This is a genomic window from Saprospiraceae bacterium (genome assembly GCA_016713025.1).
GTDB lineage: Bacteria > Bacteroidota > Bacteroidia > Chitinophagales > Saprospiraceae > OLB9.
This window is the reverse complement of sequence record JADJPZ010000004.1, coordinates 2282439-2301576: the sequence shown is the minus strand read 5'-3', so window position 1 is coordinate 2301576 and position 19138 is coordinate 2282439. Positions and strand designations below refer to the sequence as shown.

General features: G+C 37.6%; 9 protein-coding genes. 7 read left to right on the top strand and 2 right to left on the bottom strand.

Annotated elements, in window-relative coordinates; all coding sequences use genetic code 11:
• Positions 1-106 precede the first annotated feature (106 nt).
• Complete coding sequence (locus IPK35_16045) at positions 107-1906, bottom strand: ABC transporter ATP-binding protein (protein ID MBK8054727.1); 1800 nt, start codon at positions 1904-1906, stop codon at positions 107-109.
• A 158-nt stretch (positions 1907-2064) separates the two neighbouring features.
• Positions 2065-6045, bottom strand: coding sequence for a fibronectin type III domain-containing protein (locus IPK35_16040; GenBank protein MBK8054726.1), 3981 nt, complete (start codon positions 6043-6045; stop codon positions 2065-2067).
• Positions 6046-6577: 532 nt separating this feature from the next.
• Here IPK35_16040 and gyrA point away from each other — a divergent pair.
• The 7 genes from gyrA to IPK35_16005 all read left to right on the top strand — a co-directional run bounded on the left by gyrA (position 6578) and on the right by IPK35_16005 (position 19132).
• The gene (gene gyrA / locus IPK35_16035) at positions 6578-9049 is read left to right on the top strand and encodes a DNA gyrase subunit A (protein ID MBK8054725.1); all 2472 of its coding nucleotides are present in this window, start codon (positions 6578-6580) and stop codon (positions 9047-9049) included.
• 207 nt (positions 9050-9256) lie between these two features.
• A complete protein-coding gene (locus IPK35_16030) occupies positions 9257-10546 on the top strand; it encodes a hypothetical protein (GenBank protein MBK8054724.1) in 1290 nt (429 codons plus the stop codon).
• A 922-nt stretch (positions 10547-11468) separates the two neighbouring features.
• Entirely contained in the window at positions 11469-12704 is a 1236-nt protein-coding gene (gene ltrA / locus IPK35_16025) for a group II intron reverse transcriptase/maturase (GenBank protein ID MBK8054723.1), read from the top strand.
• A gap of 300 nt (positions 12705-13004) precedes the next feature.
• Positions 13005-14186 (top strand): glutamate-5-semialdehyde dehydrogenase, encoded by a 1182-nt coding sequence (locus IPK35_16020; protein MBK8054722.1) that lies wholly within the window; start codon positions 13005-13007, stop codon positions 14184-14186.
• A gap of 1001 nt (positions 14187-15187) precedes the next feature.
• On the top strand, positions 15188-15862 hold the full coding sequence (locus tag IPK35_16015; protein MBK8054721.1) for a hypothetical protein: 675 nt from the start codon (positions 15188-15190) through the stop codon (positions 15860-15862).
• Positions 15863-15919: 57 nt separating this feature from the next.
• Complete coding sequence (locus IPK35_16010) at positions 15920-16828, top strand: hypothetical protein (GenBank protein ID MBK8054720.1); 909 nt, start codon at positions 15920-15922, stop codon at positions 16826-16828.
• A gap of 135 nt (positions 16829-16963) precedes the next feature.
• Entirely contained in the window at positions 16964-19132 is a 2169-nt protein-coding gene (locus tag IPK35_16005) for a hypothetical protein (protein ID MBK8054719.1), read from the top strand.
• The last annotated feature ends 6 nt before the right edge of the window (positions 19133-19138 follow it).

The window sequence follows — 19138 nt, the reverse complement described above, 5'->3', positions numbered from 1 at the left end:
TGAAACGGTACGGCGAAAAATATAACGCTGGATAAAATTAAATTTGCCACTTGGAGCCAAATGATAAAGGTTTAAACATACTTATATATCAATAACAACTTAACACCTACTGATGTTCAAACTGTAATGCTGCCAAAGAACTGTAAATACCCTGATGTATTTCAATGAGTTCATTATGTGTACCTTTTTCTACTATTTGTCCTTGATCCAGTACATAAATGCAGTCTACATCTCTGATAGTAGAAAGCCTGTGGGCAATGATGATAGATGTCCTGTTTTGCATCAGGTTGTTTAAAGCATCCTGAACTAATTTTTCTGATTCGGCATCCAGCGATGAAGTCGCTTCGTCAAGAATGAGGATAGAAGGGTCTTTCAATATGGCTCTTGCTATTGCGATGCGCTGCCTTTGTCCTCCTGACAACTTGATCCCTCTGTCGCCCACTATTGTATCCAATCCCTGTGGAAAGGTAGAAATAAATTCCCAACTATTGGATTGTTTTGCGGCCTGGATAATTTCATCTTCAGAAGCTCCGGGTTTGCCATAAGAAATATTTTCTCTGATAGTACCACCAAAAAGAATAACTTCCTGCGGTACAATCCCAATTTTATTTCTCAAGGCTGAAAGATTGTATTTTTCTATATTTTGACCATCTATTTTGATAAGGCCGGAGTCTGTATTGTAAAACTTCAGGAGTAATTGAACCACTGTTGATTTTCCACCGCCACTCTGTCCTACCAAAGCAATTTTTTGGCCCGGCAGTATTTTTATGTTGATACCTTTTAATATTTCCATGTCTTTTCTGCTGGGATAAGAGAATCTGACATCTTCATATGTTACCTCACCATTTATATTTAGTTCTGATGGTTTATTGGTTTTAGAAATAGAAAGCTCTGAAGGTGTTGCAAGGATTTCCTGGATACGCTCCGTGGCTCCAATGGCACCTACTATCTGGGTATACAGTGTACCAAAACTGGCTATGGCTCCTCCGAGGATACCGGTATAGATAATAAATGAAAATAAATCTCCTGCTTCCATAGTTCCGTCCTGCACCATCAGTGCGCCTCTCCATAAGATATAGAATATGCCTCCAAACAGGATGGTGATGATAAAAATAAAAAATAATCCCCTGACTTTAGCATAATCAAGAGATATTCTTACCACCTGATCTACTGAATTAGCATATCTGATAGTCTCATACCATTCATTGGCAAAAGATTTTACAATATAAAAGGACTGAAAGGTTTCTTCCACTATAGTATTGGTATGGGCAAGCTCATCTTGTCGCTTTTTTGATAGTTTTCTGATATATCTGCCAAAAACCATGGCCACTATCACGATAGCAGGAAAGGTCATCAGCATGATCAGCGAAAGTCCGGGAGTCCAGAAGATGATGATAGCAATGCCGGATAACAGGATTACTATCTGTCTTATAAATTCCGCAAGTGTGATTGAAAATACTGATTGTAACTGTTCAATGTCTGCTGTTATCCTGCTGGTGAGTTCTCCGACCCGTTTTTCTTCAAAAAATGCTACAGGCTGAGTGATAATTTTTTCATACAAATCCTTCCTGAGATCAGCCATGCCATTTTCCGAAACTATGGCAAAAAAGATGGTTCTGAAATAACTGAGTATGCCCTGAATGATCAAAATGATAAGAAAAACCCAACCATAATCTCTGACTGTGATACCCAGATCAAATTTTGGTTCTCCCACTGCAGTATTGGCCATTTCGCCAGGTAGTCCCATCAATGCCATAAAAATCAGACTCCCTAAAATTAAAAATATCATGGCTAAAGTAAAATAGCCTTTATATGGACCGATATATTTAAAAATATGGAGTGATTTTTTAAAATCTTTAACGGTAAGTTTTTTTAAGGGAGGAGCGGGTGCTGTCTTGGATGACATATGGTTAATATTGAAAAGTGCAAAATTAAGTAAATATTAGAATTGCCAAAATATATAATTTTTTTGACTCAAGTCGAAATTTTTCCTGCTTTTGTCAAGCCGAAAAATTTTTGGAGAGGGTGGCTAATACTGATTTGTTTCTTTGCAGATACGAGGCTCTAACGAAGTATAACTAATGGCTTTGACTTTTGTTTACCTTCAATAAAAATTGTTATGGAGTAAATTCCGGGTTTTAAGTGACCGATGTCGATATTTATGGTATTATCGGGAACAAATTCAAGATCATGCATCAACAATCCTTCTATGGAATGCAGCCTTATTTTTCCAATTTTTTTATCTGATTCTATGGTCAGAATATCAGTTGCAGGATTGGGGTAAAACCGGACTTTGAGATCTTCCCTATCAGCAAGAGATGTTACATTTTCTATCCTGAAAGTATGAATGGAAATACAACCTGAACCATCAGTAATGGTGACAATGTAATCACCACCTTTAATATTGACCAGACAAGAGTCTTTTTTGTTTTGACTACTCCAAAGGTACTGATATGGTGGTATACCACCAGTGGGTGAGAGGCATATTTTTCCAGACTGAGTGTTGTTGATATCGTGAAAAAGTTGAGAATTGAGTTTAATATTTCCTTCAGATTCTATTTTTATGGGCAAAATTTCAATCCTGCATCCTTTGATGTCAGAAATGATGCCTTTGTAAATATCACTTGGTAATTTTGTTAATTCGGTCCCTGAAAATAAGCCACCATTCCATAATATTCCATAAGGTGGTGTACCTCCTGATACATTTATTTTTATGAAACCCGCAGAATCATTATTACAGATATTATTCCTGATGGAAGATACTGTATAAAAAAACGGAGGCTTTTCTTCCATTATCAAGGTATTTGAAACTCCCGTACAACCCTTGTTATCAGTGACTGTTACATTGTATCTTCCTGATGGAATTGAACGTATTGTATCTTTTTTCAGGGAGCTGAAGTATTGTGCACCATAGCTCCAGTTATAATCAAAGGGAAGTTTGTCGTTGTTTACATTCACAGCTATGACCCCATTTTTTTCATTAAAACAAGTATTTTCCTTCAAGAGATCAATTTGTATTTTGACTTCATCATTGACAAAAGGTAAAAAAATACTTGGAATCGATGCTTTGCATCCCAACTTGTCGTAGGAAGTCACACTGTAGTTACCTGAACTGATATTATTAAACAAAGAATCCGATTTTTCTGAGTGACTCCATGAGTAGTTGTAGTTGCCGTTGCCACCAGTAGTCCTTATTCTGATAAAGCCATTTTGACCTAAAATACATGTGGACGGCGAAATGCTGTCAACTGTAATGTCAAAATATTTTGGTTCTTCTATCCGTATTGTATCTAAAGTAAATTTGCAACCATTACCATCAGTCAATGACAATACATATCCACCTGACTTTAGTCCAAAAATATCATCTGTAAGACCAAAGTTGTTCCAAAGGTAGCTGTAGGGTGGTTTTCCACCTGAAATATCCGTTTTTATCGAACCATTACTTTCACCCTGACAACGTACATTTTCAGTGCTAATGAATTTTCCAACTATATCAGGAGGCGATTTTATTTCGGTGGTAGTGATGCTTTGGCAACCTGTGTTGTCTGTGACAGTACAGTGGTATAAACCATTTGGCAAGCCGGAGATTTTATCAGATGTCGATCCTGTATTCCATAGGTATTTATAAGGAGCTGAACCACTAATGGTCTGTAGGGTGATACTTCCATTGCTCTGGCCTGAGCAAAGAGGCTGATTTACCTCAATGACATCGGTGACCACTTTGGGTTTGGCATCTACATTGATGTTATCAAGCACAGCCTGACATTTACGACTGTCCGTTACGGTCAATGAATATTTACCTTTGGCAATATTGATCAGGTTTTTTGCCGTAGTATTGTTTGACCACAGATATGTATAAGGGCTATTTCCTGTACTGTGTTCCACTAAGATATGACCATCATTTTTTCCAAGACAGGCGACATCCTTTTTTTCGACAGCTACTACATTGAGAAAAGAAGCTGGAGTAACTTCAATAAAGTCACTTTTTGCTATACATCCTCCTACATCTTTAACCTCTGCAAAGTAAGTGCCGGTACTCACCTTATCAAGTGTGATACCTTTTTTGGTATTATTCCATGTGATGTCATATGGTGCATTACCTCCATTGATATTCAGACTTATGTTACCGTCAGCTGAACCATTGCATGAAGTTTTTGTAACTTGAAAACTGATGTTTATAGGGTTCGTTGTTGCTTTGTCATCCTGATTTCCATTGCAATTTTCGTCTACTCCGTTACATTGTATTTCTTTGACTCCGGGATTGATATTAAAACTTTGGTCATTGCAATCCCCAGCTTTAGCAGCATATCCTTTAGGAGCATTATTGCTGCAAATCTGTATTTTGTTATCTTCAACACCATAACCATCTCCGTCATTATCTACAAAATAGGTATTAAGCATGCTGGGTCTCACTGACTTATAAAACTCAATCTGGTCTATCGCTATGTCATTCAGAACACCTGAGGAACTTACTGCCACAAATCTGAATAAAACTATCTGATTATGATAGGCCTTTAGCGAAAGTGTCACCCGTTGCCATTTGTCACCCTGATTTCCTACGACTGAATGCAATATATTCCATGATGTACCATTATCAGTGCTTATTTCAAGTTTAAGTGAGCTGATATCAGCACCATACATATGGTAGTAAAATGACATATCACACCCAGAAGCATTAGACATGACATGGATACATTCGGACTGCAGTCTCACAGCGACTCCGGGTGAGCAGATGGCAGGATTATTTTCTATATAGATGTATTTTCCATTTCCGTTGACATCACCTGATGGACCTGAGTTTGGGGTATCTGTTTTTCCTGACTGGACAATCCAATCCTGTCCACCATCTTCTTTAGTATTGTACCAAAGGCTTTCTGTAAGTTGGCAAGGACTTGAGCATCCGGCCTGGCATAAAGGTTTAGTATCAAAGCGTTCAGAAAGTGTGACAGGCTCACAGGTAGTAGATGCCTGTATCCTGCAGCTTTCTTGTGATACATTACCAAACGAACATACAGCACCTATAGTGATTTCATAGTTTTCATTGGGTAAAAGGTTTTTAGAAATATTGAAAGTACCTGAAGCACATTCTGTAAAGAATCCATTTATAAATTCTCCTTGCCTGAACACTGATATTTTTACAGTATTGCAGGATGACTGTGGTTTCCATGAAACTGTAATCGAACTGACATCTGTTTTTGTAACGGTAAAATCTTCCGGAACAAGGCAATTTACAGTATTAAATTTTATATTCAGATACTTCAAAGCGCCAATATCCTTCAGCGCTCTATCGAAACTAATAAGTCTCCAATACCCTTTTGACAAAGTATCGGGTTTCCAGTCAGAAATACTGCCATCCATTTTGAAAGCACCAATATAAGGCGGTTTACTATCTTTTAAATTGAAACATGCATTGGGAGCAAATGTGGTAACCTTTTTACATGTGGTATCAGAGATATCCCCAAAATCGTCAGTGTTGATTCCGTTGTGATTTGTCAATACTACTTGTTGGCCTTGCGGTGTCTCAAGTGTGAGTTGAAGGTCGGCTGGCCAATCATGCTCTGCAATGAGATCTACGCTTTCCAGAAAAACATCTACACCTAATATACCTTCTTGTTTGACATCCAGAAGAAGTACTTCCGTGCCATTGTCCTTAAGTGGTATATTTGAACCGCATTTCAGAGGTATGTCCAGCACGGTGATAAATGGAATAGCTACATTCCATATACTGGTGGAGGCAGAATTACAAACGGTCCTGATGTACAATTCATAGGCAGTACCAGGTGCCAGATTGGAAATGGTCACTTCGCGTGATGGTAACATAGGTAATGATGGATTGCCTGATCTGGCTTGACCTCTTTTCACTATTTCTATTTCCCAACCCAAGGGATTTATATTAGAATCAAACCATTTAAGTTTTACGGATGTGGTAGTTCGTTCTGAAAATGATAATGAGAATGGAACTTTACAAGTCTGAGCTACAAGGTGAGAATGACCGAGTGATATTAAAATATAAAATATAATGGTTTTGTGAATCAGTTGCTCCAAGACTGAAAATTTTAGCCAAAATTAAGTTATTTTTTGGATTTTGCAGTCTGATAGTACTGATTTTAAAAAACTAATAATGTAATACTCAGTAATACAATAAATAAAACATGATAAATAATTACTATATGTTCTTTCAAAGAGTGGTATATTGTCTGCCATCAATCATCCGAACTCAAGATCATCATTCAATATTTTGAAATTCAGAGGATGACTGAACGGTGCTTTAGCAAAATTGAATGGGAGTACAATTTAGGAAGGAACCGTCAGGACACTGACGGCATGGTCATGTTGTTTCATAGGGCAAAATGAAATAGTTGGTGGTCGTAATTGATTATCATTGTAAATTTTTATGTAATAATCAACATGCGGCCAAACAGTCAGAACGAGGGAGAGTAAGGCAGTATTTTGTATCTTTTTTTAGATTTTCAGAGCCTTACAAAAAAGTCTAAAAATCATCTTTTAAATCATATTTATTTGTAATATTTTTGTTACCTTTGCACTTCGATTTTTTTAACCAAAATTTAATACATAAATGTCTAAAGATCAGAGGATTATTCCAATAAATATCGAAGACGAAATGAAATCATCGTACATTGATTATTCGATGTCTGTGATTGTGGCACGGGCACTTCCTGATGTACGTGACGGATTGAAACCAGTGCATAGGAGAGTGCTCTACGGAATGTCTGAATTGGGCTTGTCATATGGAAGAGCGCATAAAAAATCTGCAAGAATCGTAGGGGAAGTACTGGGAAAATTTCACCCTCATGGTGACAGTTCTGAGTATGATTCTATGGTGCGGATGGCTCAGGACTGGTCTCTTAGGTATCCTTTAGTAGATGGACAAGGCAACTTTGGTTCCATGGACGGAGACCCGCCGGCTGCCATGCGATATACAGAAGCCAGATTGGCGAGAATCAGCGATGAAATGCTGGCCGACATTGACAAAAATACTGTTGATTTTAAGCTGAATTTTGATGATTCACTTGAGGAGCCCACGGTATTACCTGCCCGATTACCTAACTTATTGATCAATGGAGCATCCGGCATAGCCGTAGGTATGGCTACCAATATGCTTCCGCACAATCTTTCTGAAGTTTTGGCAGGTGTAAAGGCTACAGTGGATAATCCGGATATCACTATAGATGAGTTGATGGAACATATAAAGGCTCCTGACTTTCCTACTGGCGGTACTATATACGGCTATGCCGGTGTTAGAGAGGCTTTTCATACAGGTAGAGGACGTGTCATTGTAAGGGGTAAATCTACTATAGAAACTAACAACAGCGGTAAAGAAGCAATCATCATCACTGAGATACCGTATCAGGTAAATAAGGCGGTATTGGTGGCCAAAATTGCTGAATTGGCCAATGAGGGCAAGATAGAAGGCATCACTGATATACGGGATGAGTCTGACAGAAATGGCTTGCGTATAGTTGTCGAAGTCCGAAAAGATGCTATGGCCAGTGTGATTCTTAGTAAACTTTATAAGTTTACACCGCTCCAGACATCATATGGCGTCAACAACATTGCTCTGGTCAATGGCAGACCCAAGGTTTTGAATCTCAAAGACATGATCACTGAGTTTATAAAATTCAGGATAGAAGTCATCGTCAGGAGAACTCAATATGATCTCGACAAAGCACTGGAAAGGGCTCATATCCTGGAAGGTTTGCTTATCGCACTTGACAATATAGATGAAGTCATAAGAATCATAAGACAGTCAAAAACTGTTGACGAAGCACGCGAAAATCTCATGTCTACTTTTGCCTTGAGTGAGATTCAGGCAAAAGCTATACTTGATATGAGGCTGCAGCGGTTGGTAAGTCTTGAGATTGATAAGGTACGGGAAGAGTACAATGAAGTATTGGCAAAAATAGAGTATTACAGGAGTATACTGGCAAGTGAACACTTGCAACGTGAGATCATCAAACAAGAGTTGGATGAAATTAATGACAAGTATGGCGACAAACGAAGAACCGATATTTCTTATGCAGATGACGAAATTTCGATCGAAGACCTTATAGCCAATGAAGAAGTGGTTATTACTATTTCACATCTCGGTTACATCAAGAGAACTAAAACAGACGAGTTCAAACAACAAAGCCGTGGTGGTAAAGGCTCAAGGGGTGCCAAGACCAGAGATACCGATTTTGTTGAGCATATGTTTATAGCACACAATCATAATTACCTGCTATTCTTTACTGAACAAGGCAGATGTTTCTGGCTGCGTGCATTTGAAATACCTGAAGCCAGCAAAATCTCTCAGGGGCGCGTCATACAAAACATCCTCGGCATACCAGCTGATGATAAAGTAAGAGCATACATTAAGATAGAGAATCTCAATGATGAGGAATTTATCAATAATAATTACATCGTCTTCTGTACTAAACAGGGTATGATCAAAAAAACCATAGTTGAGGCATTTTCTCGCCCAAGAGTCAATGGTATCAATGCGATTACCATCAATGAAGGTGACCAGTTACTGGAAGCAAGACTGTCCAATGGTAAAAATGAAATCATCATAGCTAATAAAGAAGGTCGTGCCATTAGGTTTAACGAACAAAAGGTCAGACCTATGGGCAGATCAGCAGCAGGAGTCAAATCAATGACATTGGGTACGCAAAATGATGAAATCATCGGAATGATTTCTGCTGATCCGACAAAACCTGAATACTCTGTATTTGTAGTTTCGGAAAAAGGAAATGGCAAAAGATCTCCACTGGATGATTACAGAATCACCAATAGAGGCGGCAAAGGTGTCAAAACGATCAATATCACCGAAAAAACCGGTAACCTTATAGCTATCAAATGGGTTAGCGAATTTGATGACCTGATGATCACTACCCAGGAAGGTATTATCATAAGAACTCCGGTATCCGATATCAGACTGATGGGTCGTGCTACTCAGGGTGTAAAAGTCATCAGGATTCATGACAAAGAGTCTATCGCAGATGTGACGGTGATAAGAAGGGAAGAGACAGTAAATGACGAAGAAGAATAATTTGGGAAGAGAAAAGAGAGTATAGTCAAATTTACAAAATGCTTTTTAAAGGGAATTCATAAGAAATTTTTAACTCAATAATACCATATTTTAACATAAAATAAAGAGAACCTGACAAAATTTTGCGTCTTAATGCTGAATTATTTATTTGATTGAAAATAAATTTTTAATTTTGTCACAGTATTTATTAACACTTAACAATTAACAATGAAACGATTTTTATTAGGTACTTTACTTGTACTTTTCACTATTTCTCTGACCTTCGCTCAGGAGTATAAAAAGCAGCTTAAAAATGCCAACAAAACATTGGCCAAATACTTTATAGACCCTGTTGCCAATAAAGCAGATCTGGCTACAGCCATTGCTAGTATCGATCAGATATTCTCAGCGGCCGATGCGAGCGCAGATCCCGAAGCATGGCTTACCAAAGGTCAAATTTTTAATGAAATAGCCAAAGCAGAAATGAATAAAAAAGTCTTGGACCCTGCTTATGTTCTGGCAACTCCGAATGCTGGTCTTGATGCGCTTGCTGCATTCAATAATGCAATTACAAAAGCTGTTAAAAAATCGCATACCAAGGATGCACTTGACGGTATCAGAGCGAATGAAGATTTGACTAACAATATTGCCATCACTTACTTTCAGGCTCAGGATTATGACAATGCTTACACCAATTTTAACGGTACTCTCCAGGCTCATAAAACATTGAAAGATAATAAATTAGCAAGCAGATTGGATGATGCTGCAGTGAAAAGTGACCAAATATTTTATACAGCTGTTGCAGGACATTTTGGTAAAAATAAGGAAGGAGCCTTACCTCTTTTTGAAGAGTTGTATGCCGCAGGTAAAGCACAGCCATTAGTATATGAGGCACTTTATACACATTATTCTGAAAAAGATATAACCAAAGCAACGCAATACCTTGAAGCAGGCAGGGCTGCCAACCCTGACGATAGTGGATTGCTCTTTGCTGAGATCAATTACTATCTGAAACATGGTAAACTTGATGTTCTTACTGACAAACTTAAAGCAGCAATAGCAAAAGAACCTGAAAATGTTTCTGTGTATAATACCTTGGGTAATGTATACGACCAATTGAATCAAAAAGAAAGGACAGCCGGTAATGTCGAAAAAGCAGAAGAGTATTTCAACCTGGCCTTTAGCTATTTTGAGCAGGTGCTTACAAAGGATCCCAAAAACTTTGATGCCGTCTATAGTCAGGGAGCACTTTACTACAATAAAGCTGCCAGCATGACTGCCAAATTGAATGAATTGGGAAATGACTTCTCAAGTGCAGGAACCAAAAAATACAACGCCATAAAGGCGGAAATGGACGCTGAATTTAAAAAAGCTTTGCCTTACTTCCTGAAAGCAGAAGAATTGGATCCAAAAGACATGAATACCATGATCGCCCTTAAGGAGATATATGCCAGAGAAGGCGAACTCGATAAATCATCAAAATACAAAGAAAAAATTGATGCACTCAATAATAAGTAAGTGCTGAAATATACTCTAAAATTGAAATAATAAAAGCAGGTTTGCAAGTCATTTTGTAAACCTGCTTTTGTTTTTAAAATACCACACCTATCTCTTTAATTAGGGTCTGCTGAAAAAGTAGCATCACTCAATTTTTATAAAGCTATTGGTGTGGTTAATTGTTCAAAAAACAAGCGATAGTGAACATGAACGTAGTGTAGTGCAAAGCACCAAAGGCGTGTAAGCCTTTGACGAAGTGAACCGCTAGCGGATGGGCAGAAAAAGTGCGTCTATTGCCAATGATAAATATTTGATGTAAAGGACAGATAATCAAGGCAATAGAAAAAGCATTTTGACATAAGAGAGAACGTTGCTTCGCAATCGCCTTTTTTTGAACTAGCGTTTTTTGTTTACTTTTTGTGTGCCACGAAGGTAGGTTGGTGAAAGCCTACCATGTTATATTGAAGATGATACAACAACATGAGTGACCATGTTGCGAAGTATCGGCAAGGGATTTTAGGGTAACTTGTCAAACCGCTCTTTTCTGCAAAACGAGTAATTGAAATGTAGAAAGCGTAAAGAGAAAAGGCGTATTAAAACGTCAGGTATGATATACAGAGATGAATGCGAATGAATCGTTGATGAAACATCGAAAAAACAGAGATATGGATAAAATCGGGTTGTAAAAAGGACTCAGAGATAAGCATTGCGGACGCCTAATTACTGGCAATGTATCCATCGGTGTAAAGACGACATGACTGTATATTGGGCTTCAATATAAAACTTGGGAGAACCACATATGGCAGCGCAGAAGATGCGTTATGTGGTAGTCGGACTAAGCCATAGTAGTGCTTTAAAGGCCAATGAAAGTTGGTAATAGCGAAGGGCTTAGGATGTGGATATTATTTAACATTAAACAACTCCGTAGAGGAGGAAGATTGAAATGGAAGTAAGAGTAAACCAAAGCATACCAATCGAACGTCATTGGGTTACGCAGGCATATTTAAAGCTGCGTAAGGGCGGGAAAGCCGTTGGAGTAGATGAAGAAACTTGGAAGGCATTCGAAAAGAAGTTAAGTAGTAATCTCCATAGTATATGGAGCCGACTGGCTTCAGGAAGCTACCATCCAAGTGCAGTTAGAGAAGTAGAAATCCCAAAGAAAGACGGAACGAAGCGCAAGTTGGGTATTCCTACAATACGAGACAGAATCAGTCAACAAGTAGTGAAGGAATATATGGAAAGTCGCATAGATGGAATTTTTCACCAAGATAGTTATGGTTATCGCCCATTAAAGAGCGCACATCAAGCATTACAAACAGTAATTAAGAATTGCTATCAATATGATTGGGTGATAGACATGGATATCAGTAAATTCTTCGATGAGATAGACCATGAAATCATGCTAAAGGCAGTAGCACATGTTATGCCTGAGAAATGGGTATTGATGTATGTTAAAAGATGGTTAGAAATGCCAATCCAAGACAAAGATGGAAGTATAAGGAATAAGGAAGGCAAAGGCACTCCACAAGGCGGAGTTATAAGCCCTTTATTAGCAAACTTATATCTGCACTTTACATTAGATAAATGGTTTGACAAAAACCATCCTGATGTAAGATTTGTAAGATATGCGGATGATGTAGTAGTCCACTGTAAAAGTGAACGACAAGCACAACATATACTTACACAAATCAAGCAACGTCTCGGAGAAGTGAAACTAAGCATCAAAGAAAGCAAAACAAAGATAGCCTATTGCAAAGATTATCGACGGAAAGCAAACCATGAACATGTAACATTTGATTTTCTGGGCTTTAGCTTTAAACCTTCCAAGATGATAATGAAAGACAAACAAATCTTGTTAGGATTCTTAGGAGACATCAGCAAAAGCAGTAAGAAAAAGATAATGGAAGAGTTTCGAATTAATAAAGCGATGAAACATACTGATTTAGAAATACAGGACATTGCAGCAAGAATAAATAGCAAATTGATTGGATGGACAAATTATTATGGTCTCTTCACAAAACGTGGACTAAACACCTGCTTTTATAATTTTAATAAACGGATATTGAAGTGGATTAGAAAGAAGTATAAAACAGGGTCAAAAGAAGCGTTGAACATGTATGAAATGATAAGAAAAGAAAAGCCAGAGCTTTTCTATCATTGGTCAAAAGGGTATTGTTGAAAAGGTTTTAACCGCATCAAGAGCCGTGTGAAGGGAGATCTTCAAGCACGGTTCCGTGAGAGGCTTGCGGGTGAAACTCCCGCTTGCCTACTCGACTTCTGGGTAAGCATTCCAAAGGAATATGTGAGAGCAAAAGATGCAAAAAAGTGACTGCCGTCCGCATAGGACAATGTTAAATCAAAGTGCAAAGGTTTTACTCATTATACATCAAAAAACCTTGCACTTGTATAAAAATATAATTGAATAAAATATTGAAATTCAGCAACATATAATATATTCAGCAAACAATAATTAGAAAATATGGAAGACAAAAGATGTGATGTATTACATTATCTTGCCTCCAGTGTTGAAACGGAGAGAAGATCTATCAAAGAGGCCAACCATAAAGATATGGTGGCAACACAAAGCAATGATACGGCTTTGGTAGACAGATTAAAAGTGGATGATCACAAAGTTGATGAGATGAAAAATGCACTCATCAATACGGCACATCAGGATGACCCTGATGGCAAATTACTCTATGAATACACAAATCCTGAGGGTTTGCTTTTTAAAAATTTCACTGTACCATTTGGGACTATCCTCATCATATATGAATCCCGACCGGATGTGACTATCGAAGCTGCGGCGATGGCCTTTAAGTCAGGAAATAAAATTCTGCTGAAAGGTGGTAAAGAAGCCAGAATGACAAACTTGATTTTAGTCAATCTATGGAAAGAAGCTTTGATTCAATTTGGTTTTGACCCGACTTTGATCAGGTACCTGGACTATAGTAGAAGCGAAATTCAACAGTTTATTTCCTCAAAAAGTGAAAAGATAGACCTTGTTATTCCAAGAGGTGGAGATGCTTTGATCCAATTTGTGATTCAGCATTCTGTGGCACCTGTTATAGTAAGCGGGAGAGGGAATAACTTTGTTTACGTACATGATTCCGCTGATACAGATATGGCTATCCAATTGATATGCAATGGTAAAAACAGGATTTCAGTATGTAATGCGACAGATAAAGTATTGATAGACAAAAGATTGCCGGCATTGAATGACTTTATTCATATTTTGGTAGGTAAGCTTGCTCTTTTGGGCATAAGTGTATATGGTGACCATAGTCTTAAAGGCATATCTGACCAAATCACAATAGAGACAAATGAAGCTGTAATGTATGAGGAGTTTCTGTCACACAAGATCATGTTGTGTATAGTAGAAGATGGACATGAAGCTATCAGGAGGATCAACAAATATTCAGGGGGACATTCGGCGTCCATAGTTACTAAAGACCACGATATCGCAGAAAATTTTCTGAATGAAACGGATTGTGCAGCAGTCTATCATAACGCTTCGACAAGATTTACAGACGGAGGTCAGGTAGGTTTTGGCGGCGAGATGGCCATCAGCACACAAAAATTGCATTTCAGAGGACCCGTGGGTATGGCTCAGTTGGTGACCAACAAATGGAAGGTATATGGCCATGGACATATCAGGTGATCGATTCTACTCTAATAAGGTAATTACTTTAGTTTGTTGATTCTGCCTTGAAGAATTCACTACATTATCATTTAAACTAATAAATAGAAAAGTAAATACAAAAAATTATCAACATAATTATTTAATTTACAATAAATTATGATTTAGTTTGGCTCTAGTTTAATTTTTGCGTGGTAATTAACATTAAATATCTTTTATTTTTTAGCGATATAGTTTCAAGGTCAAAATATCGTTATTTGAGAAGGTCATTTTGTTTTGTTTGTCTGCATTAAATTTTTATTTATAAGATTTATTGTATACTAATGCCTATAGTTTTAAAGTATTTTGTTAAAAAGCGCCAAAAACTAAATTTTAAACACCATTTAAGTTTACAACGCAATATTAAACTTGAGCCTTTAGTTTTTATACAGAATATTTTCTGTTCCCTATAAAATTCTGCAATCCATTTATAAACTACCCACTTTGTAATTTCCTTTAGCATTACATTAGTATCAGCTTGCCTTGCATCTGCATACTTCTATCTAATATTTATTACACTCCAAACCTTCATATTTTAAACCGTATAATCTACTACTCTGTAAAAAAAAAAACGCATTTTCACTATTTTTACCTATATTTTTTATCGTAATGTTTAATTATTTAAAAAATATCGAACAATTGGATATAAAAAATAAATACTTTTAGTACATTTGTGATAATTATTGACTATGTATGGTGGTGTAAATTAAATAGTTATCGATGTAATATTAAATTTAAGATTTTTGGCTTTATATAGCTTAAGAAGTATATTTTTAATATTATATATAAGTAAAATTTAAATACATTTTTATATGGCTAATTATACAATATGTTTCGTGTGGGTGATACCATATTTCAATTTGAATTAGCACGTATAGACATGAGCAATCTTTTCTTTTAACCATTGAATTTTTACCCCATGAAAACTAAAATTGATTACAATCGGCCATATTGAAAATATAAAATGATAATTTGTAAAATAAGTGAAAAGTATATCAGATTATTTTAGATGGGTTATACCTATACTGACTGTGGTACTATCTTATGTAAGTGGCATGGCTCAGGCAAAAATAGGTGACAATCCTACGGTGATTGATCCCAACTCTATTTTGGAACTCGAAAGCCCCAATCAGGGTTTGCTTATGCCGCGAGTTTCGCTCACTGCCACCACCAGTGCAACACCACTTACCGCACATATAGCAGGTATGACGGTGTATAATACAACAGCACAAAATGACGTACTTCCCGGATACTACTATAACGATGGCACCAAATGGGTCAAAGTTTTATCCAGTGGATTGGGACCACTCAATACACCTACGGTGATAGGAACCAGTCCTACCAATACACTATCTATCACTGGACTGGGAGCAGGCAATCCATTGACAGATGAAATACTTACCATTGATCCTGTGACAGGGCTCATTAAAAAAACGGCTATTTCATCACTCATCATAGAAGAACAAATGTTACATGTAGCTGCTGGCGGCCAGACCCAATTTCCTACTCCGATGCCCATCACTGATATCGACAAAATCAATGTGTATAGAAACGGGGCCAGGATAGGCGCTACCATAGTCAATTTGACCACAATAGCACTGGAAGCAGGAGTAATATGTGTACCGGATGATGAAATCAGAATAGTACAAATCAAGTAATTTTTTTTAATAACAAATTTTTATAAATTATTTTTTAAATCTTTAAATCAATTCAAAATGAGAAAGTATTATCTTCCACTGGTCGCCATACTATTTATGGCAGCAAGCGCCAATGCACAGCTTGATTCTACCAAAGTCATCGACAACAAGGGTACCATCAAATATGTCCTTAAAGCGTCAAATTCTAACACCATCATCACAAAAAAAGACAGTCTTGTGCTTTATGTCACTCCCAAACAATTGGGTGATAGTCTCAACAATTATGTCCAGTATTCAGATACTATGGCGATGCTTTTGAATTATCTCAACAACGCGACTAATGGACTCACAAAAGCCGGGCAAACAGTGAAATTGGGTGGAGCGCTTACTGAGTCTACAACTATTTCTGCTAGTGCCTTTGATCTGATTTTAGCTTCAACAGCTGGATCTGTAAAGGTAACAGGACTTGGGTCAGGAGCAGCAGCAACAGATAGTTTGGTGGTGGTGGACCCGAGTTCGGGTTCCTTAAAAAGAATCTCTGCATCTACGCTCTTCAATGCTTTAACATTTAGTAATGGTCTTACGAAGACAGGTAATTTGGTAGAACTCGGTGGTAGCCTTACAAAACCCACAACCATCGGGACGGATGCTACCAATGTATTGAAGGTCACCGGATTGCAATCTGGAAGTGCAGCAGACAGCCTTGTAGTAGTAGGTGCTGATGGCACATTCAAAAAGATCACACAGGAGAGCCTACTCAAGAGTGGAGAACAAGTGTTTACAGCAACCGCAGGAACACTTGCTTATACGGTCACTGGTACTGCGACTCCATTGCCGGTTTACAGTAAAGTTTGGGTATATAGAAATGGAGCAAAGTTATTGGCTAATGATGACTACACAGTTTCAGGTAGTGTCGTTACCTTGGTTCCTGATGCCGAATGGAGTTTAGCAACAGGTGATATCATCGAAGTCCAGTGGGTAAAATAAACTCGTAGTTTTTTACTTTTTCGTTTTGAACCAAATAAATGATAGGGTTTCCAAAATCGGTAAAACACTGATTTTGGAAGTCTTATCAAAATAGTTTATTCAAAATAATCTTTTGTCTTCAATTACAATTATCAGATGCCAAATTTATCCAAAATAATACATCTTGCTATTTTTTTATTTTGTGTCTTGGGTTATATGCAAGCCCAAGTAAAGGTCATCGACCATAAAGGTACTTTCAGACAAATAGATAGTAGCAAATGGACACTCAGCGGCACGCATATTTTTAATAAGAACAGTGGTAATGTGGGTATTGGTCTGATCAACCCTATGGCAAAACTACATACTTCAGGTACAATTAGATTTGATGGTCTCGGCACCAATACTACCAACACCAATATCCTAACCACTGATGTGAATGGTAATGTAACTAGCAGGACACTATCTAGTTTACTTAACAATAATGTGATCACATCTCTCAATGGTTTGACTCAATCAATACAAACTCTTGTAACGGGTACAGGAGGTACTGATTTTAATATCACATCTTCTGGATCAATTCATACATTCAATATTCCACATGCTTCTGCTTCAAACAGAGGATTGCTAACATCAGCAGATTGGACCATTTTTAACAATAAAGAAAATGCTATATCAGCAGGGACAACATCACAATACTGGCGTGGTGACAAAACTTGGCAAACCCTAAATACAGGTGTCGTGCCGGAAGGAAGTAACATATATTTTACGGATACGAGAGCAAGAAATGCAGTATCATTGACAACAACTGGAAATAGTGGTGTTGCAACATATAATGCTGTAACAGGCGGTTTTAACATTCCTAATTATACTTTATCAGGATTAGGTGGGATTAGCTTAACAGCATTATCTGCAACAGCTCCTTTAACTTATAATAACACTACGGGTGTATTTACTATCAATCAAGCAAATTCCACTACCAATGGATTTTTATCATTCACCGATTGGACCGCCTTTAACAATAAATTGACGTCAACGCTTGCCAATGGCAATATTTTTGTTGGAAACGGTTCAAATGTTGCCACGGCAGTGCCCATGACTGGTGATGCCACCATAACCAATGCTGGGGCTTTAACCATTGCCAATAGTGCCGTTACCACTGCTAAACTCGCAGACAATGCCGTAACTTCTGTTAAAATTCCTGATGGGACGATTGTCACAGCTGATTTATCTGACAACGCAGTGACTTCTACCAAAATAGTGGACGGAACAGTTGCAAATGTTGATTTGGCAACAATGGCCGCAAATACAGTTAAAACAAATGCAACAGCCGCAACTGCTTCTCCCACAGATTTAGCCATTACAACAAATAGCTTATTAGGTCGTGGAGCAGGGAATATCACTCCGCTTACATTGGGTACAGGACTTTCAATAATAGGATCAACTTTAAATGCAACGGGTGGAACGGTAACCAATGTCACAGGAACTTTACCGATCTCTGTAGCTACAGGAACCACAACACCCGCTATTTCTATTGCAACAGCCAATACCACCACAACAGGAGCCATTAGCAATACCGATTGGAATACTTTTAACAATAAAATAGGAACGATCAATGGCACATCTCCTATCACAGCAAGTACTGCAGCTGGCACCACAACCATAGGCATCACAAGAAATAATATAGTCAGCGGCACAAGCTCCAATGTAGCTACCTCGCCATTAATACTCGACGCAGGTGCGACCAATGCCATAGTAGGTGAAGCCAATGCCACGCTGACTGTCAATAATACGGCCCCTCTATGGAATGCCAATCAATTGCAAGGCAGAAATGTAGCAACGACCGCCCCAAGTAATAGTCAAGTGCTAACTTATATTACTTCTTCTAGCCAATGGGAACCACAAGGTAAGACATTGAAAGTGGTAGATTTATATTCAACTACGGCGGCACAAACTATTTCTAACACAACAAGTACGCTAAATATAAATACAACAAGGATTAATTTAGGTTCAATATATACTCTTGCATCAAATCAAATAACAGTTAGCGAAAGTGGTACATATAGAATTACTTACAATGTCGGAGTAAATATTGGGACAACCAATGAAATATCAAGTAGATTTTGGTTAGAAAACAATAACACCGAGATAGTTAATTCCAATATTATAATACATGCATATGGTGGATCTACTTCTTGTAGCTCCAGAAGTATTATCTTACAGATATCAGCAAATGAAGTGATCCGAATAAGGATGCAAAGAGTAAATACAGTAGATATGAATACTGTTCCATCATGTACAGGATTAAATATTGAAAAGCTCAATTAAGTACAA